The organism is Streptomyces albofaciens JCM 4342 (assembly GCF_008634025.1).
Classification (GTDB): domain Bacteria; phylum Actinomycetota; class Actinomycetes; order Streptomycetales; family Streptomycetaceae; genus Streptomyces; species Streptomyces albofaciens.
The window spans coordinates 4,152,531-4,175,108 of sequence record NZ_PDCM01000002.1 but is presented as its reverse complement, the minus strand read 5'-3'; the positions used below and the strand labels follow the sequence as shown (position 1 = coordinate 4,175,108).

Here is a 22,578-nt window from a genome sequence, read left to right as displayed (position 1 = left end):
ATTCTGCTGCCCGGCAAGGGGGCTGTCACCCGGCAAGGGGACTGTCGCTGCGCAAAGGGATGCGGCGGTACCCAGTCCTTCTGGTACCGCCGCTGGCACGTCCGCCGGGTTACCAAGCGTGCTCCATATGTGCCGATCAGGTCGGAGAACTTGGTCCGCTACCTGGTGCGGCTGGCCCGTAATCGACGGGTCGGCGTCGCGTGGGTGCCCGGCTTCCGTGCTTCGGTCCGTGGGGCCTTGATGCGTAGAAGGTCTTCCTCTCGGATGTCCTCGGTCTCGCGGGCCGTTACGTCCTTTGTACTCCTGGCGCGGGGGAAGCGGAACCCCTCGCCACAGTTCTTTACTTTTCCCTTCAAACTCGGGTGATACGGGCAAGAACCGGGCGCCGCCGGCTCGCGTACCAGACCAGGCCCGCGGTCGCGGCGGCCGCTCCTATGGCGGCCGCCGTGGCCAGCACCGGCCGCGACGGCATGCCCAGGGACGGCAGCCGCTGCTTGAGCTGGACCGGACGGTTGAAGGAGAGCACCGGCCAGCCGCGGTTCGCGGCCTCGCGGCGCAGCGCCCGGTCCGGGTTGACCGCGTACGGGTGTCCGACGGCTTCGAGCATCGGTACGTCGGTCGCCGAATCGCTGTAGGCGTAGCAGCGCGCGAGGTCGTAGCCCTCCGAGGCGGCGAGTTCCCTGATCGCCTGCGCCTTGGTCGGCCCGTAGGCGTAGTACTCCACCTCGCCCGTGAAACGGCCGTCGTCGCCGACGACCATACGGGTGGCCACCACGCGGTCGGCGCCGAGGAGGCGGCCGATCGGTTCGACGACCTCGGCACCCGAGGTGGAGACGATCACCACGTCGCGGCCGGCGGTGTGGTGCTCCTCGATGAGCGAGGCGGCCTCGTCGTAGATGAGCGGATCGATCAGTTCGTGCAGGGTCTCCGCTACGATCTCCCGGACCTGGGCCACGTCCCAGCCCCGGCAGAGCGCCGAGAGGTATTCGCGCATCCGCTCCATCTGCTCGTGGTCCGCGCCGCCGGCGAGGAAGACGAACTGGGCATAGGCGGTGCGCAGTACGGCCCGGCGATTGATCAGGCCGCCTTGGTAGAACGACTTGCTGAAGGTCAGCGTGCTCGACTTAGCAATGACTGTCTTGTCCAGGTCGAAGAACGCGGCTGTGCGGGGTGTCGAGTGAGTCGCCGAGTGGGGCACGGAGTGGTTTTCCACGAGGCGAGCATAGGCGCCCACCATTCGGCGTAAGGTGTGGCGCGTGGGTTTGCCTGAGAAGGCTCTCGGGTACACCATGGAAGTCACGGATCGTTCGCGACCGTGCTAACCCGGTCCGACTCCTCCCCCCCCCGAGTCGGCCGTGGGGACGACCCCCGCTCTCCCCCCCGGCGGGGGTCGTCGCATGTCCGGACGCGTTTTTGCCCGTCCGAGGCGGATCAGCCGCTTCCCCTTGAATGTTCGATCATGGCTTGCTGACGCCGGTTACAGGTTACCGAGCGTAGTCGTAGCGCTGCTCTAAGGGAGCCCCTTCAAGGTCGCCGGTATAGGTGACTGGGATATTCACAGGCATTGAGTTGTCCACAGTTTTGGACCAAGATCCACGGGATTTTCCGGATCGCTGCACGGTGAAACTCCGCGAGTTCGCGGATGTGTGAGTTGTGTAGCGATAGGGAGACGGAACGTGGCCGGACGCATGACTTCCGATCAACCGCCCGGGACGGCTGAAGACCCCGGCGGACCGCTGATCGTCACGGAGGACGACACCCTCCTCGACGACCTGCTGAGACTGTGCGCGGCGGCCGGTACGACACCGGAAGTGGCGCGGGGCGGCGCGGCCCGCAGCCGGGGGCGGGGCTGGGCGTCGGCCCCGCTGGTGATCGTCGGCGACGACTGCGCGCCCCGGCTGTGCGGCGCGGCCCGCCGGGACGGCGTGGTGCTCGTCGCCCGGGGCGCGGACGAGCGGCCGCTGTGGCAGCTGGCCGTCGCCCTCGGCGCGGAACGGGTGCTGGCGCTCCCCGGCGGCGAGAGCTGGCTGGTGGACCGCATCGCCGACGCGGTGGAGGGCGCCGGTCCGGCCGCCGTGACGGTCGGGGTGGTCGGCGGCAGCGGCGGCGCCGGCGCGAGCACCCTCGCCTGCGCCCTGGCGGTCACGGCCGCCCGCGGCCACCGGCGCACGATCCTGATCGACGCGGACCCGCTGGGCGGCGGCCTCGACGTCCTGCTCGGCGGCGAGAAGGAAGAGGGGCTGCGCTGGCCCGCCTTCGCCGAGTCGCGCGGCCGGGTGGCCGGCTGCGCCCTGGAGGAGTCGTTGCCACGGCTGCACTCCCTGCGCGTACTGAGCTGGGACCGCGGCGACGCGGTGGTGATCCCGCCCCAGGCGATGCGCGCGGTCGTGGCGGCGGCGCGCAGACGGGGCGGCGCCGTGGTGATCGACCTGCCACGACGGCTGGACGACGCGGTCGCGGAAGCCCTCGCGCAGATCGACGTCGGCCTGCTGGTCGTCCCCGCCGACCTGCGGGCGATCGCGGCGGCCCGGCGGCTGGCGGCGGGCGTCCGGACGGTGCTGCCGGACGTACGGGTGGTGGTGCGCGACGGCCCGGAGACGGACGCCGGCGGCACCCCTGAGCTGAGCCCCGAGGAGATCGCCCGGTTACTGGGCCTTCCACTGGCCGGGGAGCTGGGCTGGGAGGCCGGTCTTCCCGCCGACCTGAGGCGCGGGGTGCCGCCCGGGGCGAACGCACGAGGGCCGCTGCGGCACTTCGGCGGGGCGTTCTGGGAGCGGGTTGTGCCGCAGCGGGAGCGGGCGGTCGAGGAAGTGAGGCGGTCGGCGGGGCGCGGTGTGGGGGCTGGGGGTGGGTCGTCATGAGGACGGTCCGGTTTGAAGGGGCACCTTCCGGAGGTGCCTCTTCCGTAGGTGCCCTTCCCGTAGGTGCCCCTCCCGGAGGCGCCTCTCCTGAAGGTGCTCCTTCGGCTGATCGGCAAGGCGCCCCTCCTGAAGGCGCCCCTCCCGTTGATCGGCAAGGCGCCCCTCCCCCTGATCGGCCGGGGATCGGTGCCGGGCTGCTGGAGGCCGTACGGGGGCGGCTGGCCGAGGCGGGGGCGGAGCCGACGCCCGCGCGGGTGGCGATGGCGCTGCGTGCCGAGGGGCGGCTGCTCGGGGACGCGGAGGTGCTCGGCGTCGTGTCCGCCCTGCGGTCGGAAATGACCGGCACCGGACCCCTCGAACCGCTCATCACCGCACCGGACGTGACGGACGTCCTGGTCACCGCGCCGGACGAGGTCTGGGTCGACCGGGGCGCCGGTCTGGAGCGCACGGCCGTGCGCTTCGCCGACGAGGCCGCCGTACGCCGCCTCGCGCAGCGGCTGGCGTCCGTGGCCGGACGGCGGCTGGACGACGCCCGCCCCTGGGTGGACGCCCGGTTGCCCGACGGCACCCGTTTGCACGCCGTACTGCCCCCGGTAGCCGTCGCGGGCACCTGTCTGTCGCTGCGCGTCCTGCGCCCGCGCGCCTTCACCCTGGCGGAGCTGGTGGCGGCGGGCACGGTGCCGCCGGACGGCGACCGGCTGCTGCGCGCATTGCTGGACGCCCGGCTCTCCTTCCTGATCAGCGGCGGCACGGGCTCCGGAAAGACGACCTTGCTCAGTTCGTTGCTGAGCCTGGCCGGTCCGGCCGAACGGCTCGTACTGGCCGAGGATTCGGCGGAGCTGAGACCCCACCACCCCCATGTCGTACGGCTGGAGACCCGGCCCGCGAACCAGGAGGGCGTCGGCCGCGTCACCCTGCGGGACCTGGTGCGGCAGGCGCTGCGGATGCGGCCGGACCGGCTGGTGGTCGGCGAGGTGCGCGGTGCCGAGGTCACCGACCTGCTGGCGGCGCTGAACACCGGCCACGAGGGCGGCTCGGGCACGGTGCACGCGAACGCCCCGTGCGACGTACCGGCGCGCCTGGAGGCCCTCGGCTCGACGGCAGGGCTCGACCGGTCCGCGCTGCACAGCCAGTTGGCGGCCGCCCTGTCGGTGGTGCTGCATCTCGTGCGGGACGGATCCGGCCGTCGGCGGCTTGCGCAGGTGGACGTTCTGGAGCGGGGCCGGGACGGGTTCGTGGTGACCGTACCGGCTGCGGTGTGGTCGCCGACCGGCTTCCAGGAGGCGCCCGGATGGCGGCGGTTGAAGGGGCTCTGCGAGCGGGGGAGGGGCGCGAAATGAGCCAGGTCGGTACGGCGGTGGTCGGGACGGTGCCGGTGTGTGCGGCGGTGCTGTGCGCCGGGGTGGCGGTCTGGATGTCCGGTGGACGGAACGACGAGTTACGACGGGCACGGGTGCTGTTCGTGGGCGGTGAGCGGGCGGGCCCGCCGGGCGGTGCGGGCCCCGCTACGCCCGGCGGAGTGCGCGTACGGCTCCGGAAGGGACTGAAGAAGCTGCGAGAGGCGGCCCGCCGGTGGACCTCTCGAAGGGAGTTGTGGTGCGTGCCGGCCGGAATCGCCCTCGGCCTGCTGGGCCGGTCGGTGCTGCCGGTGGTCGTCGCCGTGGTGGCGATGGCGCTGGTCCGGCGTCGGTTGCGGGCCCGGGAAGGGGAACGGGAACGGGCGCGCCGGGGTGACGCGGTGATCGAGCTCTGCGAGGCGGTGGCGGGCGAGCTGAGGGCGGGCCGCCAGCCCGGTCAGGCACTCGTGGCGAGCGGCGTCGCGGGTTTCGGTGAGGCGGGCGCGGCAGTGGTGGCGGCGCGGTTCGGCGGTGACGTGCCGCAGGCCTTGCGGGCGGTGGCGCGGATGCCCGGTGCGGAGGGACTGGCCGGTGTGGCGGCGTGCTGGCAGGTGGCCGTGGACGGCGGGGCCGGACTGGCCGCCGGGCTGGAGCGCATTGCGTCGGGCCTCCGAGCGCGGCGCGACCAACGCGACGACCTGCGCGCCCAGTTGGCCGGGCCAAGAGCGACGGCGCTGATGCTCGCGCTCCTGCCGGCCGGTGGTGTCGCGTTGGGCAGCGCGCTGGGCGCCGACCCGCTCCGGGTGCTGCTGCACACCCCTGCCGGATGGGCGTGCTTGCTGGTCGGCGGGCTTCTGGAGTGGTGCGGCGTGGCCTGGACGGCTCGCATCATCCGGGCCGCGGAGGGGAGCGCCCATGTCCACTGACGTTCTCCGGGACTCCACCGCCCATGGCGATGTCCCAGATGTTATCCACAGCCTGGGGATTGTTCTGTCGATTCTCGCCGCCGGGGTGTGCCTGCTCTCGGCCGTGCGGGAGTGCCACGGCGTACGTACTGCGCGACGACGGGCCTGGGTGCTTCTGGACGACGGGTTCGGGGGCGATGCAGGCGCGCGCAAGGCGGCGAAGGGAGCGCGCAGTCGAAGTCGGGCTCAGTCTCGGACTCTGTCTCGGACTCTGTCTCGGGTTCGGGTTCGAAGGCGGTGGGCCGGGTGGTTCCGGGAGTGGGCGGGGGCCGCGGCGGTCGCGGCGGCCGTGACCATTCTCGTCGGCGGAGCGACCGGCGCCGTGATCGGACTCGCCGTGGCGTACGGAGTCGGCCTGCGCCAGCGCCGTACGAAGGCGCTGGCGGCGCGGCGAGCGGCGGAGGCGGGCCTGCGCGCGGCGCTGGCACCGGCGGCGGACCTGCTGGCGGCCTGCCTCGCGGCGGGGGCCGGCCCGAGGGAGGCCGCCGATGCGGTGGGCCGGTCGGTGGGCGGCACTGTCGGCGTACGGCTGCGACGTGTGGCCGCCGAACTCCGGCTGGGCGCCGAGCCGTCGGCTGCATGGCAACGGTTCGGGGCGCTCCCCGGTGCCTGTGACCTTGCCCGCTGCATGGAGCGGGCGGGCATATCCGGGGTCCCGGCCGTGGAGGGCATCTCGCGGATCGCCGCAGGGCTCCGCGCGGCGGCACAGCGCACCGCGGCCGAACGGGCGCGGCGGGCCTCGGTGTTGGTGACGCTCCCTCTGGCGGCGTGCTTCCTGCCCGCCTTCCTGACGATCGGTGTGGTGCCGGTCCTGATCGGCCTGGCGGAGGGGCTCATGGCACACAACTGATCGTGGGCGAGGCCCACACACATCCACACCTACATCTCAGACCGCATCTCAGCAGGCAATCAAGGGAGAAACGATGTTCGTACGACGGTGGTTGTCGCGTGGCACTGCAATGGCCGGACGCGCCAGGGGAGTGGTCTCGTCCCTGGCTGTCCGGCGCGGGTACGCGGCGGATCGGGGCATGACCACGGCCGAGTACGCAGTAGGGACTTTGGCGGCGTGTGCGGCCGCCGCGGTGCTCTACAAGGTGCTGTCGGGCGGCGCGGTGGAATCGGCACTGCGCGCGCTGATCGGAAAGGCTCTGGGCGTCCATGTCTGACGACGAGCGCGACGAGGGTCACGTGTGGGGCAGAAAACCCGCACGCGGCGATGGTGACGCACGGTGCGGAAAGCCCATCCGTGTCGTACGCGACGGGGGATACGTGACGGCCGAAGCCGCCCTGACGATCCCGGCCCTGGTCCTGTTCACGGGCGCGCTCTTGTGGGGCCTGATGGCCGCGTGCGCGCAGATCCAGTGCGTGGACGCGGCACGGGCCGGGGCGCGGGCGGCGGCCCGGTCGGAGACACCGGCGGCCGTCGACGCGGCGGCCCGTGGCGCGGCCCCACGGGGCGCACGGGTGGCGCAGTCCCGGAAGGGCGACCTCGTACAGGTACGCGTCACCGCGGCGGCGCCCGGCCCGGGGCCGCTCACGCTGACGCTCCGAGGGGAGGCGACGGCTCTTGCGGAGGACACGGTGGGGCGATGAGGGCTCGGCCACGGTGTGGGCGGTGTTCGCGGCGATGGCGCTGTGCACGGTGTTCGCGGTGGTGATCGCCATGGCCCAAGTGGGCGTGGCGCGTCACCGGGCGGGTGCGGCGGCGGACTTGGCGGCGCTGGCCGCGGCGGACCGGGCGCTCCGGAGTACGACGGAGGCCTGCGGCGCCGCGCGCCGGGTGGCGGCTGCCCAGGACGCGCAGCTGGTGCGCTGCACCGTACGTGGCGACATCGCGGACGTCACGGCACGCGCCCGTACCGGCCCGTTCACCTCGGACATCCGCGCCCGCGCGGGCCCGCCCACGGCCCTGGGCACGGCCCCGGGCGCGGAGCCGATATCTGGGGGAGGCGCCACTGGCACCTGAACCACCCAACTCTCCAGCGCGCACGACCAACCCACCGTCAGTCATGACAGACCTCCATCACTCACGACAGACCCTCCATCACTCACGACAGACCCTCCACCACTCACGCCCAAGGAGGTTTTACCGAACGGTCGACCACCCGCCGCCCCTTCCCGCATAGCGTCCAGACATCCACTGAACGCGACGTGCGGGCCCCTCCGGGCAGGACCGGAAGAGCCCGTCGGGAGGCATGCCTTGACGGTGATCGACGTACGGAAGACGGCGGACGCGCTGCCGGGCGCCTGGAGTTCCCGGCCCCTGGGACGGGTGGGCGCGGCCGACGTGAAGGTGCTGCGCATGGACGAGTTGCCGGGAGAGGAGGAGACCCATGACGCGGCCGAGGCGCTGTTGGTGCTCGACGGCAGGTTGGAGCTGACGGTGGACGGCGCGGCCGTGTCCGTGCGGCAGGGCGAGCTGTACGTCGTGCCGGCGGGCACGCCGCACGCGGTCCGCGCCGGGAGCCACGGGACCTTGGTGATCGTCGAGGCTACGTAGTGGGGCCGTCGGCCGGCCGACGGCCCTGGCGCGGCGCATGTCTCAGGAGTTCCGTCAGGAGGCGGACGGCGCCTCGTTTGTGGAGGGGGTCGTTGCCGTTGCCGCACTTGGGGGACTGGATGCAGGACGGGCAGCCGGCCTCGCACTCGCAGGAGGCGATGGCCTTGCGGGTGGCGGCGAGCCACTCGGGGGCGGTGTGGAAGGCGCGCTCGGCGAAGCCCGCGCCGCCCGGGTGGCCGTCGTAGACGAAGACGGTGGGCAGGAGGGTGTCGGGGTGCAGCGGGAGGGAGACGCCGCCGATGTCCCAGCGGTCGCAGGTGGCGAACAGCGGCAGCAGCCCGATCGAGGCGTGCTCGGCCGCGTGCAGGGCGCCGCCGAGCTGTTCCGGGTTCACCCGGGCCGCGTCGAGCTGGTCCTCGGTGACGGTCCACCACACGGCCCGGGTGCGCAGCGTACGGGGCGGCAGGTCGAGCTTGGTCTCGCCCAGCACCTCGCCGGTGATGAGCCGGCGGCGCAGATAGGAGACGACCTGGTTGGTGACCTCGACCGAGCCGAAACACAGCCGTGAGTCGCCCCAGGGGATCTCCGTCTCGGTCTCCAGGATGGCGACGGCGGTGGTGTCCCGGGCGGTCGTCGAATACGGCGGGTCGGCCTGCTCGACGAGGGCCACGTCGTCTTCCAGGTCCAGGTGCTGGACCAGGTACGTACGGCCCTGGTGCAGATGGACCGCGCCGTCGTGGACGGTGGTGTGCGCGGCGGCCGCGTCCACCGTGCCCAGCAGCCGGCCGGTGCCCGCCTCCACGATCTGTACGGGCGAGCCGCCCTGGCCACGGATGTCCGCCAGGTCGGCGGCCCGCTCGCGACGGGTCCAGTGCCACGCCTTGGCGCGGCGGCGCAGCAGCTTGCGTGCCTCCAAGGAGGGCAGGAGCTGCGGCACCGCCGGGCCGAAAAGCGGAAAGTCGGCCTCGGTGAGCGGAAGTTCGGCGGCTGCCGCACACAGGTGCGGGGCGAGGACGTACGGGTTGTCCGGGTCCAGGACGGTGGACTCCACGGGCTGGTCGAACAGCGCCTCGGGATGGTACACGAGGTAGGTGTCCAGCGGATCGTCCCGGGCGACGAGGACCGCGAGCGCCCCCTGGCCGCTTCGCCCCGCGCGCCCGGCCTGCTGCCACAGGGAGGCGCGGGTGCCCGGGTATCCGGCGATCAGGACGGCGTCGAGGCCCGAGACGTCCACGCCCAGCTCCAGGGCCGTGGTGGCGGCCAGGCCGAGCAGATCACCGGTGTGCAGCGCACGCTCCAGGGCGCGCCGCTCCTCGGGCAGGTAGCCGCCCCGGTACGCGGCCACCCGGCCCGCCAGCGCCCGGTCGATCGCCCCCAGCCGCTCCTGCGTGATGAGGGCGATCAGTTCGGCGCCGCGCCGGGACCGTACGAAGGCGACGGTGCGTACGTCCTGGAGGGCCAGGTCGGTCAGCAGATCGGCGGTTTCGGCGGTGGCGGTACGGCGTACGGGCGCGCCCTGCTCGCCGTGCAGTTCCGTCAGCGGCGGCTCCCACAGGGCGAAGACGACCTCGCCGCGCGGCGACGTGTCCTCCGTGACTTCCGCCACGGGCTGCCCGATGAGGCGCTCGGCCGCCCGCGCCGGCTCGGCGGCGGTGGCCGAGGCCAGCAGGAAGACCGGCTCGGACCCGTACCGGGCGCAGATCCGCCGCAGGCGGCGTATGACCTGTGCCACGTGGGAGCCGAAGACGCCCCGGTAACTGTGGCACTCGTCGATGACGACGTACCTGAGGGCGCGCAGGAAGGAGGACCAGCGGGGATGGGCCGGGAGGATGCCCAGGTGCAGCATGTCGGGGTTGGTGAGCACGTAGTTGCCGTACTGGCGCACCCATTCGCGTTCCTCGACCGGCGTGTCGCCGTCGTACACGGCGGGCCGCACCGCGCTGCCGAGCGGCGCCGCCAGCTCGCCGACGGCGCGCCGCTGGTCGGCGGCGAGCGCCTTGGTGGGCGCGAGGTACAGGGCCGTGGCGCCGCGCCCGTTCGGGGCCTCCGAACCCTCCAGGAGTCCGGACAGCACCGGCACCAGATAGGCGAGCGACTTTCCGGACGCGGTGCCGGTGGCGATGACGACCGACTCGCCGCGCAGCGCGTGCTCGACGGTACGGGCCTGGTGCGTCCACGGGCGCTCGATCCCGGCCGCCCGGACGGCGTCGACCACCTCCGTGCGGATCCGTGCGGGCCATTCCGCATGGCTGCCGATGCGCGGGGGCAAGTGCTCCGTATGAGTGATGCGCGTAGCGCGGGACGACCCCTGGGTGAGACGGTCCAGGACCGTGCGCGGGGAGGGACTGGTGCCCCCGTCCGGGGGCAGCTGATTGGAGGCCATCGGCACCGAGTGTGTCACCGGTGTGACGGACAATGCGCACAAGGCGTCGTGCACGCCTGCTGGTAAGTGATTGAATGCCATCGCGGCTGCCGATCCATGGGGGGCGACCGCTCGATAGCAAGGTGCTGGAGGATCCGTGGACCTGTCCCTGTCGACCCGGACCGTTGGCGACCGTACGGTCGTCGAGGTCGGTGGCGAGATTGATGTATACACCGCGCCCAAGCTGCGTGAGCAGCTGGTCGAGCTCGTGAACGACGGAAGCTACCACCTCGTGGTCGACATGGAGCGTGTCGACTTTCTGGACTCCACGGGGCTCGGTGTGCTGGTCGGCGGGCTGAAGCGGGTGCGGGCCCATGAGGGCTCGCTGCGCCTGGTCTGCAACCAGGAGCGCATTTTGAAGATCTTCCGTATCACCGGACTGACCAAGGTGTTCCCGATCCACACCTCGGTCGACGAAGCCGTCGCGGCCACCGACTGACGGCTCGCCGGACCCCGCGCCGAGGGCGCGGGGTCGGAAGCAGTGGGGGGAACCGGGCTTGGCGGTCCGGCCCCCTGCGTTGCACGCCCGCATACCGAGGGGGATGGCATGGCCACCGTCGAACTCCGCTTCAGCGCCCTTCCCGAGCATGTCCGCACCGCGCGACTGGTCGCGGCCGCCGTGGCGAGGCGGGCCGGCGTGGACGAGGCCGTGCTGGACGAGGTTCGGCTCGCCGTCGGTGAGGCGTGCACCCGTGCGGTGGGACTGCACCGCACCAACAACATCGCCGCGCCGGTGCGGGTCGCCCTGGTGGAGGACGAGAAGAAGTTCTCCATCGAGGTGGGCGACGAGGTCCCGGGCAGCCCGGCCGGTGCCGGTGCGGTGCCCGGCGTCCGTGGCGTCGACGGCGAGCCGGTGCCCGGCGGGTCGGCGCTGGACAACGGCGACGGGGCGGAGGGCGACGACGAGATGGGCCTCGCGGTCATCAGCGGGCTGGTCGACGACGTCGAGGTGACCTCCGGCGAGACCGGCGGCATCATCCGCATGAGCTGGCCGACGACGCCGGCGCCGGTGCTGCCGTAGGGCGTGGGCCGTGGGCCGTGGGCCGTACGTAGGGGCTCGGACGGACAGGCCGCTCCCGAGGAGCTGCCCCCTCCGCAGGGCTGCGCCGACGCCGACTGTGTTCCGTAGAGCCGGGCCCTGTAGAGCCGGTCCCTAGCGGGGCCCCGCATAACCGCGCCCCGCAGAGCCGTGTCCCGTAAAGCCGTCCTCGTAAGAATCGCCTGGTAGGCCGCGGTACCCCGTCGGGCCGCCCCTCGCGCCGCCACCACGCGCCGCCCGACCGGTTGGCAGCCGTACACGGCATACCGCTGCCCCGGCGGCCAGCGCCCTCCCCCTCGCACCCCCGTACGCGACCACCCCATCGTCCGGAACGCGCCCCCACACCCCCTCCTCCCCACCCCACGCCCCCATTCGGCCCTACGTGCCCCACCTCTTTCGTGGAACCCGCTCCGGCGGACCCGGCCGTGGTCGAAACGCTCTCTCACGGCCCGGCCGCTCCCCACCCCGCGCACCCCCCTCTTCAGGCCACATCCGCACACCCGTGCCCAGGGAGCCCCGCGGACTCCACGGACCCACCGGTCGCGCGCACCGGCCGCCTCCGCCTCCCCACCCGGCCGTACCGGGCGTACGGTCCGCCGCCGTCCAGGACCCGCGTGGCCCCTACCGGAGTGCGTACTTCCGTGGCGGTACGCGGTGCGGGACCCGCCTGCGGCGCCCGCCGCACGTGCATCGCCGCCGGGACCCGTCCGCCGCACCGCCGTCACCCCGCCGGACGGCCGGGCCCACGCGTACGCCCGCGCTCGCTCCGCCCCGCCCATAGGCCCGCCGTAACGCCCCGGCTCACGCCACGCTCCCGCGCGCCCCTCCCCGTGCCCGTCCGCGGCGGCCGTGAGCAGGGGCGTTAGGTAAGACACTGAGATCATCATTCACTGGTCAGCGAATTATTCGCATTCATTCGTCCAGGCGAATTGCGGCAAACGCGTCGGCGGTCGTGCGATTTTCGATCTTCGCTGCTTCTTCGCCTGATCTCTGTCCGATCTCCGCCCGTTCTTCGAACGATCTCGGCCGCCACCGGCGAATTCCCTTTGAGGCGCCCTGTTTTGATCTGGTGCAGCTACCTACAATCCGTCCACAACTTTGCTCAGGACGCCTGAGCGTGCATCCGCGCGCCCATGTGCCAAACGTCAAGGAGGACGAATGGCGGGGCCTTACACCCCTCAGTTGCTGGAACACCCCTCTTACCTGGCCGAGCCATCGCTGACGTCGGGCAACCGCGGCATCGTGCTGGTGATCGCCGTCGTGGCGCTCGCGGCACTGGCCGTCGCGGCGGTACTGGTGCGGCAAGTGCTGGCCGCCGGTGAGGGAACCGACAGCATGAAGAAGATCGCCGCCGCCGTGCAGGAAGGTGCGAATGCCTATCTCGCCCGGCAGTTGCGCACCCTCGGCGTTTTCGCCGTGGTGGTGTTCTTCCTGCTCATGCTGCTTCCCGCGGACAACTGGACGCAGCGCGCCGGGCGCAGCGTCTTCTTCTTGATCGGCGCCGGTTTCTCGGCCGCCACCGGCTATATCGGGATGTGGCTGGCGGTGCGCAGCAATGTGCGCGTCGCGGCTGCGGCCCGGGAAGCCACACCGGGCGAGGGCGAGGCGAAAAAGGATCTCACGGCCGTCTCGCACAAGGCCATGAAGATCGCTTTCCGTACGGGTGGCGTCGTCGGCATGTTCACCGTGGGGCTCGGCCTGCTGGGCGCGTCCTGTGTGGTGCTCGTCTACGCGGTCGACGCGCCCAAGGTCCTGGAGGGCTTCGGCCTCGGCGCCGCGCTGATCGCCATGTTCATGCGCGTCGGCGGCGGCATCTTCACCAAGGCCGCGGACGTCGGCGCCGACCTCGTCGGCAAGGTCGAGCAGGGCATCCCCGAGGACGACCCGCGCAACGCCGCGACCATCGCGGACAACGTGGGCGACAACGTCGGCGACTGCGCGGGCATGGCCGCCGACCTCTTCGAGTCGTACGCCGTGACACTGGTCGCCGCCCTCATCCTGGGCATGGCCGCGTTCGGCGACTCGGGTCTGGCCTTCCCGCTGCTGGTCCCGGCCATCGGCGTGCTCACCGCGATGATCGGCATCTTCGTGGTGGCGCCCCGGCGCTCCGACCGCAGCGGCATGACGGCCATCAACCGCGGCTTCTTCATCTCCGCGGCGATCTCGCTGGTCCTCGTGGCGATCGCCGTCTTCACGTACCTGCCGTCCTCCTACGCGGACCTGTCCGGCGTCTCGGACCCCGCGATCCTGTCCCGCGACGGTGACCCGCGGATGCTGGCGCTGGTGGCGGTCGCCATCGGCATCGTGCTGGCCGCGCTCATCCAGCAGCTCACCGGCTACTTCACGGAGACCAGCCGGCGGCCCGTACGGGACATCGGCAAGACCTCGCTGACCGGCCCGGCGACGGTGGTGCTCTCCGGGATCTCCATCGGTCTGGAGTCCGCGGTCTACTCCGCGGTGCTGATCGGCCTGGCCGTGTACGGCGCGTTCCTGCTGGGCGGCGCCTCGATCATGCTGGCGCTGTTCGCGGTGGCGCTGGCCGGCACCGGCCTGCTGACCACCGTCGGCGTCATCGTCGCGATGGACACCTTCGGCCCGGTCTCCGACAACGCCCAGGGCATCGCCGAGATGTCCGGCGACGTCACCGGCGACGGCGCGCAGGTCCTCACCGACCTCGACGCCGTCGGCAACACCACCAAGGCCATCACCAAGGGCATCGCCATCGCCACGGCGGTGCTGGCCGCGGCCGCGCTGTTCGGCTCGTACCGTGACGCGATCGCCACGGCCGTACGGGACGTCGGCGACGCCGCCCGGGGCATGGGCCTGAGCCTGGACATCTCGCAGCCGAACAACCTGGTGGGCCTGGTGCTGGGCGCCTCGGTCGTCTTCCTCTTCTCGGGGCTGGCGATCAACGCGGTGTCCCGGTCGGCGGGCTCGGTCGTCTTCGAGGTGCGCCGGCAGTTCCGCGAGAAGCCCGGGATCATGGACTACACGGAGCAGCCCGAGTACGGGCGTGTCGTGGACATCTGCACCAAGGACGCGCTGCGCGAGCTGGCCACGCCCGGCCTGCTGGCGGTGCTCACTCCGATGGCCGTCGGCTTCTCGCTCGGCGTCGGCGCGCTCGGCTCGTTCCTCGCCGGCGCGATCGGCACCGGCACCCTGATGGCGGTCTTCCTCGCCAACTCCGGCGGCGCCTGGGACAACGCGAAGAAGCTGGTCGAGGACGGTCACCACGGCGGCAAGGGCAGCGAGGCGCACGCCGCGACGGTCATCGGCGACACGGTCGGCGACCCGTTCAAGGACACCGCGGGCCCCGCGATCAACCCGCTGCTGAAGGTCATGAACCTGGTCGCGCTGCTGATCGCGCCGGCCGTCGTGAAGTTCAGCTACGGGGCGGACAAGAACGTCGGCGTACGGATCGTGGTCGCCGTCCTGGCCATCACGATCATCGTCGGCGCGGTGTACCTCTCCAAGCGCCGCGGCATCGCGGTGGGTGACGAAGACAACAACTCGGGGAAGGTGGCGCAGACCGCCGATCCCGCGGTGGTCTCCTGACGGAACCGGCGTCCGCGCCGCTCAACGGGCGGGCGGACGGCGTGCCTTGAGCGCGCCGTCCGCCCGCCCTGCTGTGTGCCCGGCCGGGCGCCGGGCCTTGGTGCAAATGGCTGCAATGCGGCTCGTACGGCCCGACCGGCTCGGGGGCGAGGGCCTCGGGACGTGTATGTTCCGGGGCCGAGAGCCATGGAAGGGACCAATCCGGTGAAGAAGAAGCTTGTGGCCGCGCTGTCCGGCGGCGCGGCACTGATGCTCGCGCTGACCGGCTGCAGCGACGACGGCGACAAAAAGCTCGACGACTGGGCCAAGAAGTTCTGCGACCCCGCCCAGGCCCAGTTCAAGAAGATCCAGGACGCCAACACGGCCATGCAGACGGCCGACAGCGGCGGCACCGACTCCAAGAAGGTGCAGGAGGCCGACTCCAAGGCCTTCCAGCAGATCTCCGACGCCTACGCGGCACTGGCCAAGTCGCTGAGCCAGGCGGGCGCGCCGCCCGCCGACGGCGGCGAGGAGTCCCAGAAGAACGCCGTCAAGGAGCTCAACGACCTCTCCAAGGGCTACGGCGACCTCAAGAAGCAGGTCGACGGCCTGGACACCGGCGACAAGGGCAAGTTCGCGGACGGCCTGCGGTCGCTGTCCGACGGCATCAACAAGCTCAACAAGAAGAGCGAACAGGCGTTCAAGAAGCTGGAGTCCGGGGACGTCGGCAAGGCGATGGCCGGGCAGTCCGGCTGCCAGAACCAGAAGGCCACGGAGGGCGGCGGCTCGGCCTCACCGAAGAAGTAGCCGCGGCGGCCACTGGGGCGCTGGCCACCGGCGCTCCGGGCATCGGCGCCCCGGGCATCGGCGCCCCGGGCATCGGGGGCCCCGGGCATCGGGGACCCGGGCGTGGGGCGCCCCGGGTATCGGCCGACACGCCGTCAGTACGGCTGGGTCGCTGCCCCCGAGCCTTCGCTACGGCGACATGCCGTCAGTACGGCTGGGCCGCTGCTCCCACTTCTCCAGTACGGCGACATGCCGTCAATACGGCCGGGCCGCTGCCCCGCGTCTCCGGTACGGCGACACCCCGTCAGGGCCGCCCGTACCGCCGCGCCGCGTCCCGGGTGCCGTCAGGTACGCCTCTCGGACGCGCCCCGGACGCGTCCGACACGCCGTCAGATGCGCCGGGCCCGCGTCCGACACGCCGTCGGGCGTGACCCGGCAGCGGCGGTACGGCGGGGCCGTGGCCGTTTGTCAGTGGTTGCCCCGACAATGGGGGCGTGAGTACGCACCTCCCCACCGCTGACCTTCGAGACCCCGATTCCGCCGCCCGCACCGCCCGGCTGCGCGAGGCGCTGCTGGCCGCCGGGTTCACCGCCGACGGCCTCCTGGAGCTGCTCGGCGCGCCCGCCTACGCCGCGCTGGCCCGCAGCGAGACCGTCCCGGCGCTCCGCGCCACCCGCGGCACCCAGGCGTCGGCCACCCTGGTGCGCCTGTTCCTGCTCCAGCGCCCGGTGCCGTACGACCGCGCCGCCGCCGCGCTGCCGGTGGCGGACTGCCTCGCCGACGGCTGGCTGGTGTGCGACGGGGACGAGGTCCGCGCGAGCGTGGACGTCCGCCCGTACGGCGGCCCCGAGGGCCAGGACTGGTGGATCGTCTCCGACCTGGGGTGCGCGGTCGGCGGCGCGGGCGGCATCCGGGCCGCCGAGGAGGCCGCCGGCGTGGACCGCGCGCAGCTGGTCCTCGGCGTCGGCGGCGCGTCCACCACCCTCGCCGGCATCACCGTCCGCACCCCCGTCGCCAAGGTCCTCGACCTCGGCACCGGCTCCGGCGTCCAGGCGCTGCACGCCTCCCCGTACGCCACCCAGGTCACGGCCACGGACCTGAACCCGCGCGCGTTGCGCATCGCCCGCCTCACGCTCGCCCTGTCCGGGGTGCCCGATGCGGACCTGCGCGAGGGCTCGCTGTTCGAGCCGGTGGGCGAGGAGACGTACGACCTGATCGTCTCCAACCCGCCCTTCGTGATCTCGCCGGGCGCCCGGCTGACCTACCGGGACGGCGGCATGGGCGGCGACGACCTGTGCCGCACCCTGGTCCAGCAGGCGGCGGACCACCTGAACGACGGCGGGTACTGCCAGCTCCTCGCCAACTGGCAGCACGTCGAGGGCGAGGACTGGCGCGACCGGCTGCGTTCGTGGGTGCCGCGCGGCTGTGACGCGTGGATCGTGCAGCGCGAGGTCCAGGACGTCACGCAGTACGCCGAGCTGTGGCTGCGGGACGCCGGCGACCACCGGACGAGCCCCGAGGAGTACGCCGCGCGCTACGACGCCTGGCTGGAGGAGTTCGAGGCCCGTAAGACGAAGGCCGTCGGCTTCGGGTGGATCACCCTGCGCAAGTCCGGCGCCGAGGACCCGTCGATCACGGTCGAGGAATGGCCGCACCCGGTCGAGCAGCCGCTGGGCTCCGTGGTCGTCGACCACTTCGCCCGCCAGGACTTCCTGCGCGCGACGGACGACGCGGCGCTGCTGGCCGGGCATTTCCGGCTCGCCCCCGAGGTCGTGCAGGAGCAGGTCGGGCTGCCCGGTGCGGAGGACCCGGAGCATGTCGTCCTCCGGCAGAACCGCGGTATGCGGCGCGCCACGAAGGTGGACACGGTCGGCGCGGGCTTCGCCGGGGTGTGCGACGGTTCGCTGCCCGCCGGGCGCATTCTGGACGCGATCGCGCAACTGGTGGGCGAGGACCCGGTGTTGCTCCGCGACCGTACGCCCGAGGCCATCCGGATGCTGATCGGCCAGGGCTTCCTGGAGCCGGTCGAGCAGGGCTGACTGCGAGCGGGGGAGAGGGGCGGGGACGCCGGAGGAGAGTGACGGGGGTAGCGCCGGAGGAGAGCGACGAGGGCAGCGCCGGAAGAGCGGGACGGGGGTAGCGCTGGGGGCGGGCGGAAGGGGTGCGGCGCGGCATCGGGCGGCGGCGTTCACCCGCCGTTCGCCGGTGTGCCGCCCGGAGGTGCCACGCTGCCCGGATGGAGAGTGGACCCGAGGCGTTCGCCGGTGTGGCCTTCGCGCTGTTCGGCGCCGGCCTGCTGGTGTGGACGGGCGTGTGCGTACGGTCCGGGGAGCGCGTCGCCGACGGGGTCGGCCGGTCGACCGGGGCGGCGCTGACGCTGCTCTTCGGGACGGTCTTCCTGGTCACGGGGTGCTGGCTGCTGCTGTAGCGACGGGCTGCTGCTGCCGCTGTAGCGCCAGGGCCGACCGGGCCTTCGGGCGCTGACGGCCCGGGCGCCGCCATCCGGACGGCGAGCTTTTCGTTGCGCGATCAACTGCCTTTTCGCGCACAGGCATTCACTTCCGCCGCTTGAGAAAATCTTATGCACGTGTGAGGCAACCGACACGGCCATCCACCCGTGTTCCTGTATGAAGGCCATCAACCGGCCCAACAGGGAGGAACACGACATGAACCGTGCATACCGCCTCGCCGCCGCAGGTGTTCTCAGCGCCGCTCTCGTCGCCGGGACCGCGGCCGCCGCCTCCGCCGCCCCCGCGGCCCCGACCGCCCACACCGCCGCCGCCAAGGCCCCGCAGAAGGCCACGCTCACCGCCAAGGCGAGCACCGGCTCGGTCAAGGCGTGGCAGGAGTTCCGCATCTCCGGCACCTCCACGGGCCTGAAGGCCGGCACCAAGGTCACCGTCCAGCAGAAGCAGGGCGCCAAGTGGGTGTCGCTGCCCGCCAGTGTGACCACCAACAAGGCCGGTGCCTACTCGGTCCGCGTGAAGCTGGGCATCAAGGGCGTCAACCAGCTGCGGGTGGCCGGCGGCGGCGTGGTCTCTCCGGTGATCACCGTCACGGTGCGCTGAGGCGCGCCCGACAGGCGAGCAGCCGCCCGACAGGCGGGCAGCAGAGACCGGACACCTTCGATACGCACGGTACGCCGGGCGCCGTCGCTTCCCCCGCGGCGGCGCCCGGCGGCCTGCGTGTCAGCCCGTGAGATTGCGCACGAGCATCCAGACGGCGGCGATCCCCAGTACGACGGCGTTGCCGCGCGCCCCGAGGCGGGCCCGGAAGCGGCGCCCGCGCAGCCCCGCGTACAGCCATCGGCCGGTCATGTACGCGGCGGCCGGCACGCCCAGCGCCAGCAGGACGGCGTTGTCGTGGAAGGCCCCCACGAGGTCGCCGTGCATCAGGTCGTACGCCATGCGGGTCCCGCCGCACGCCGGGCACAGCAATCCGGTCGCCCAGCGGAACGGGCACGGGATCAGCAGATGTCCCGGTTCGTGGGGATTGGTGCGCCACAGATAGGCCGCCCCGAGAGCCCCGGCGCCGACGGCGACGGCCGCGCGGCGCAGCGTGGCCTTCCGGATGGCGGCAGGGGAGGGGGCGCCGTTCGCGGGCGGCCCGCCGGGTGCGCTCATCGGGGTGCTCACCGGATCGGCGACCTGGCGTAGTCGCCCTGATCCGGGACAAACATGACCTGCTCGGTCGATAGTCCCGCAACCCGCATGGCTTGATCGTGCCCCTCGCCGCCCGTCCGCTTCCGGACCCGCCCGGCCCGGCCGCACGGACCTGCGCCGGGCCGCCCGCGTGACGGCTCCGCGTACTGCTTCGGCATCGTTGCGAGCACCCCCGGGAACGCTTGATGAGAACGGATACGGCCGCCGTCCATCCTGCCAGCGCCGCCCGGCTGCCAGGACCCCTCGCCCGCCCTCGCTGCCCCGCCCGGTCCGGCGGCCGCGCCGGGCCCGCCGCGGGGCGCGTGTCCGGTCCGGGCGGCATGAAGGCATGTAGTCGGGTTACCGTTCGAGTGGCGTTGCGGGGTTTTTCCGTTTGACACGAGGGCGGGATGTACCGTCACACTCCGCAGCGTCAAGCGTCACCGCAGTGTCCCCCAGAGCTCCGGCCCGGGGGGTTACCCCCAGCGTCGACCGGAGAGAAGAGCGAAGTTGTCCCCGACCAGCGAGACCGCACAGGGCGGCGGCCGCCGACTCGTCATCGTCGAGTCGCCTGCCAAGGCGAAGACGATCAAGGGCTACCTCGGCCCCGGCTACGTGGTCGAGGCCAGCGTCGGGCACATCCGCGACCTCCCGAACGGCGCGGCGGAGGTCCCGGCGAAGTACAAGGGCGAGCCCTGGGCCCGCCTCGGCGTGAACGTCGACGCCGACTTCCAGCCGATCTACGTCGTCAACAGTGACAAGAAGGACCAGGTCAAGAAGCTCAAGGAGCTGCTGGCCGAGTCCGACGAACTCTTCCTCGCCACCGATGAGGACCGCGAGGGCGAGGCCATCGCCTGGCACCTCCAGGAGATCCTCAAGCCCAAGGTCCCGGTCCACCGGATGGTCTTCCACGAGATCACCAAGGACGCGATCCGGGCCGCCGTGGCCAACCCGCGCGAGCTGAACCAGAAGCTGGTCGACGCCCAGGAGACCCGCCGCATCCTCGACCGCCTCTACGGCTACGAGGTCTCGCCGGTCCTGTGGAAGAAGGTCATGCCGCGGCTGTCGGCCGGCCGGGTGCAGTCGGTCGCCACCCGCCTCGTCGTCGAGCGGGAGCGCGAGCGCATCGCCTTCCGCTCCGCCGAGTACTGGGACCTGACCGGCACCTTCTCCACCGGCCGCGCCGGTGACCCCAGCGACCCCGCGACCCTGGCCGCCCGCCTGTCCACGGTCGACGGCCGCCGCGTCGCCCAGGGCCGCGACTTCGGTCCCAACGGGCAGCTGAAGAACAGCGACGTCCTCCACCTGGACGAGGCCAACGCCCGCGCGCTGGCCGCCGCCCTGGAGAACACCGACTTCGCGGTCCGCTCGGTCGAGTCCAAGCCGTACCGCCGCTCCCCGTACGCCCCGTTCCGTACGACCACGCTCCAGCAGGAGGCCAGCCGCAAGCTGGGCTTCGGCGCCAAGGCCACCATGCAGGTGGCGCAGAAGCTGTACGAGAACGGCTTCATCACCTACATGCGTACGGACTCCACGACGCTCTCGGACACCGCGATCTCCGCGGCCCGCGCCCAGGTCACGCAGCTGTACGGCGCCTCCTACCTGCCGGACAAGCCGCGCTCGTACGCGGGCAAGGTCAAGAACGCGCAGGAGGCGCACGAGGCGATCCGGCCTTCGGGTGATCGTTTCCGCACCCCGGCGGAGACCGGCCTGACCGGCGATCAGTTCCGGCTGTACGAGCTGATCTGGAAGCGCACCGTCGCCTCCCAGATGAAGGACGCGACCGGCAACTCCGTCACCGTCAAGATCGGCGGCCGGGCCGCCGACGGCCGCGACGCCGAGTTCAGCGCCTCCGGCAAGACCATCACCTTCCACGGCTTCCTCAAGGCGTACGTCGAAGGCGCCGACGACCCGAACGCCGAGCTGGACGACCGCGAGCGGCGGCTGCCGCAGGTCGCCGAGGGCGACCGGCTGTCCGCCGAAGAGATCACCGCCGACGGCCACGCCACCAAGCCCCCGGCCCGCTACACCGAAGCGACGCTGGTCAAGGAGCTGGAGGAGCGGGAGATCGGCCGCCCGTCGACGTACGCGTCGATCATCGGCACGATCCTGGACCGCGGCTACGTCTTCAAGAAGGGCACCGCCCTGGTGCCGTCCTTCCTGAGCTTCGCCGTCGTCAACCTCCTGGAGAAGCACTTCGGGCGACTGGTCGACTACGACTTCACCGCCAAGATGGAGGACGACCTCGACCGCATCGCGCGCGGCGAGGCCCAGTCCGTGCCGTGGCTGCGCCGCTTCTACTTCGGCGAGGGCGAGGCGGCCGGCGCCGCCTCCGAGGCCGGCAACGGCGACGGCGACCACCTCGGCGGCCTGAAGGAACTGGTCACCGACCTCGGCGCGATCGACGCCCGCGAGGTGTCCTCCTTCCCGGTCGGCAACGGCATCGTGCTGCGCGTGGGCCGCTACGGCCCGTACGTGGAGCGCGGCGAGAAGGACGCCGAGGGCCACCAGCGCGCCGACGTGCCGGACGACCTGGCGCCCGACGAGCTGACGGTGGAGTACGCCGAGGAGCTGCTGGCCAAGCCCAGCGGCGACTTCGAGCTGGGCACCGACCCGGAGACCGGCCACCAGATCGTCGCCAAGGACGGCCGCTACGGCCCGTACGTGACCGAGATCCTGCCCGAGGGCACCCCGAAGACCGGCAAGAACGCGGTGAAGCCGCGCACCGCCTCGCTCTTCAAGTCGATGTCCCTGGACACCGTCACCCTCGCGGACGCCCTCAAACTGATGTCGCTGCCGCGCGTCGTCGGCAAGGACCCCGAGGGCGTCGAGATCACCGCGCAGAACGGCCGCTACGGCCCGTACCTGAAGAAGGGCACCGACTCGCGCTCCCTGGAGAGCGAGGACCAGATCTTCGACATCACGCTGGAGCAGGCTCTCGCCATCTACGCGCAGCCCAAGCAGCGCGGCCGGGCCGCCGCCAAGCCGCCGCTGAAGGAGCTGGGCACCGACCCGGTCAGCGAGCGCCCGGTGGTCGTCAAGGACGGCCGCTTCGGCCCGTACGTGACCGACGGCGAGACCAACGCGACCCTGCGCCGGGACGACGACGTCGAGACGATCACGCCGGAGCGCGGGTACGAGCTGCTGGCCGAGAAGCGTGCCAAGGGCCCGGCCAAGAAGAAGACCGCCAAGAAGGCCCCGGCCAAGAAGACGACGGCGAAGAAGACCGCCGCCAAGAAGGCTCCGGCGAAGAAGACGGCGGCCAAGAAGACGACGACCGCGAAGAAGACCACGGCGGCCAAGAAGACGACCGCCGCGAAGAAGACGACCACGGCGGCGAAGAAGGCGGCCGAGAGCGTGGAGAGCTGAGCAGCGGGCGCACGACGGCGTACCGCGTCACCTTCACCGCCGAGGCGAAGGCGACGGCGGACGCCGTCCCGACCGAGCGGCGTGACCTGCTCGAACGCGGGCTGACCGAGCTCGCGCTCGATCC

At 72.3% G+C, this 22,578-nt stretch carries 19 protein-coding genes; 16 read left to right on the top strand and 3 right to left on the bottom strand.

Translation table 11 applies throughout. The features are described from left to right. Nucleotides 1-352: 352 nt before the first annotated feature. Nucleotides 353-1,237 (bottom strand): HAD family hydrolase, encoded by an 885-nt coding sequence (locus tag CP973_RS38150; protein WP_150249254.1) that lies wholly within the window; start codon nt 1,235-1,237, stop codon nt 353-355. A gap of 439 nt (nt 1,238-1,676) precedes the next feature. Here CP973_RS38150 and ssd point away from each other — a divergent pair, with 439 nt between their 5' ends. The 8 genes from ssd to CP973_RS38110 all read left to right on the top strand — a co-directional run bounded on the left by ssd (nt 1,677) and on the right by CP973_RS38110 (nt 7,663). After that, nucleotides 1,677-2,861 carry a septum site-determining protein Ssd gene (ssd, locus tag CP973_RS38145; RefSeq protein ID WP_150249249.1) on the top strand — a complete coding sequence of 395 codons (1,185 nt, stop codon included), beginning with the start codon at nt 1,677-1,679 and terminating at the stop codon, nt 2,859-2,861. A 194-nt stretch (nt 2,862-3,055) separates the two neighbouring features. After that, on the top strand, nt 3,056-4,201 hold the full coding sequence (locus CP973_RS38140) for a TadA family conjugal transfer-associated ATPase (protein WP_425282082.1): 1,146 nt from the start codon (nt 3,056-3,058) through the stop codon (nt 4,199-4,201). Beyond that, nucleotides 4,198-5,124 carry a type II secretion system F family protein gene (locus CP973_RS38135; protein ID WP_167538595.1) on the top strand — a complete coding sequence of 309 codons (927 nt, stop codon included), beginning with the start codon at nt 4,198-4,200 and terminating at the stop codon, nt 5,122-5,124. The genes CP973_RS38140 and CP973_RS38135 overlap by 4 nt, the downstream gene beginning before the upstream one ends. 328 nt (nt 5,125-5,452) lie before the next feature. Then, nucleotides 5,453-6,013, top strand: coding sequence for a type II secretion system F family protein (locus CP973_RS41545; RefSeq protein ID WP_280119052.1), 561 nt, complete (start codon nt 5,453-5,455; stop codon nt 6,011-6,013). Nucleotides 6,014-6,143: 130 nt separating this feature from the next. Further along, nucleotides 6,144-6,329, top strand: a complete 186-nt coding sequence (locus tag CP973_RS38125; RefSeq protein ID WP_425282081.1) for a DUF4244 domain-containing protein — start codon at nt 6,144-6,146, stop codon at nt 6,327-6,329. After that, nucleotides 6,322-6,756, top strand: a complete 435-nt coding sequence (locus CP973_RS38120; RefSeq protein WP_244410227.1) for a TadE family type IV pilus minor pilin — start codon at nt 6,322-6,324, stop codon at nt 6,754-6,756. Before CP973_RS38125 ends, CP973_RS38120 begins: the two co-directional genes overlap by 8 nt. Next, nucleotides 6,731-7,129 carry an Rv3654c family TadE-like protein gene (locus tag CP973_RS38115; RefSeq protein ID WP_150249243.1) on the top strand — a complete coding sequence of 133 codons (399 nt, stop codon included), beginning with the start codon at nt 6,731-6,733 and terminating at the stop codon, nt 7,127-7,129. Before CP973_RS38120 ends, CP973_RS38115 begins: the two co-directional genes overlap by 26 nt. A gap of 234 nt (nt 7,130-7,363) precedes the next feature. Continuing rightward, on the top strand, nt 7,364-7,663 hold the full coding sequence (locus tag CP973_RS38110) for a cupin domain-containing protein (RefSeq protein ID WP_150249241.1): 300 nt from the start codon (nt 7,364-7,366) through the stop codon (nt 7,661-7,663). Here the strand turns inward: CP973_RS38110 and CP973_RS38105 are convergent. Next, a complete protein-coding gene (locus tag CP973_RS38105; protein ID WP_150249238.1) occupies nt 7,656-10,127 on the bottom strand; it encodes a DEAD/DEAH box helicase in 2,472 nt (823 codons plus the stop codon). The two genes, CP973_RS38110 and CP973_RS38105, sit on opposite strands and share 8 nt — an antisense overlap. Before the next feature lie 55 nt (nt 10,128-10,182). Here CP973_RS38105 and bldG point away from each other — a divergent pair, with 55 nt between their 5' ends. The 7 genes from bldG to CP973_RS38065 all read left to right on the top strand — a co-directional run bounded on the left by bldG (nt 10,183) and on the right by CP973_RS38065 (nt 18,512). After that, complete coding sequence (gene bldG / locus CP973_RS38100) at nt 10,183-10,524, top strand: anti-sigma factor antagonist BldG (protein ID WP_004571875.1); 342 nt, start codon at nt 10,183-10,185, stop codon at nt 10,522-10,524. Nucleotides 10,525-10,632: 108 nt separating this feature from the next. Next, nucleotides 10,633-11,106: an ATP-binding protein gene (locus tag CP973_RS38095; RefSeq protein WP_150249235.1), complete on the top strand. Its 474-nt coding sequence runs from the start codon at nt 10,633-10,635 to the stop codon at nt 11,104-11,106. Nucleotides 11,107-12,282: 1,176 nt separating this feature from the next. Beyond that, nucleotides 12,283-14,679: a sodium-translocating pyrophosphatase gene (locus CP973_RS38085; RefSeq protein ID WP_150249230.1), complete on the top strand. Its 2,397-nt coding sequence runs from the start codon at nt 12,283-12,285 to the stop codon at nt 14,677-14,679. Between the two features lie 204 nt (nt 14,680-14,883). After that, on the top strand, nt 14,884-15,465 hold the full coding sequence (locus CP973_RS38080) for a small secreted protein (protein ID WP_150249227.1): 582 nt from the start codon (nt 14,884-14,886) through the stop codon (nt 15,463-15,465). A gap of 473 nt (nt 15,466-15,938) precedes the next feature. Then, complete coding sequence (locus CP973_RS38075) at nt 15,939-17,483, top strand: DUF7059 domain-containing protein (RefSeq protein ID WP_150249224.1); 1,545 nt, start codon at nt 15,939-15,941, stop codon at nt 17,481-17,483. Between the two features lie 197 nt (nt 17,484-17,680). Continuing rightward, the gene (locus tag CP973_RS38070) at nt 17,681-17,872 is read left to right on the top strand and encodes a hypothetical protein (protein ID WP_150249222.1); all 192 of its coding nucleotides are present in this window, start codon (nt 17,681-17,683) and stop codon (nt 17,870-17,872) included. A 238-nt stretch (nt 17,873-18,110) separates the two neighbouring features. After that, nucleotides 18,111-18,512 carry a hypothetical protein gene (locus CP973_RS38065; protein WP_167538593.1) on the top strand — a complete coding sequence of 134 codons (402 nt, stop codon included), beginning with the start codon at nt 18,111-18,113 and terminating at the stop codon, nt 18,510-18,512. A gap of 120 nt (nt 18,513-18,632) precedes the next feature. Here CP973_RS38065 and CP973_RS38060 read toward each other — a convergent pair whose 3' ends face one another. Next, entirely contained in the window at nt 18,633-19,067 is a 435-nt protein-coding gene (locus CP973_RS38060) for a DUF2752 domain-containing protein (protein WP_208853379.1), read from the bottom strand. Nucleotides 19,068-19,595: 528 nt separating this feature from the next. Here CP973_RS38060 and topA point away from each other — a divergent pair. Continuing rightward, entirely contained in the window at nt 19,596-22,454 is a 2,859-nt protein-coding gene (topA, locus tag CP973_RS38055; protein WP_150249216.1) for a type I DNA topoisomerase, read from the top strand. The last annotated feature ends 124 nt before the right edge of the window (nt 22,455-22,578 follow it).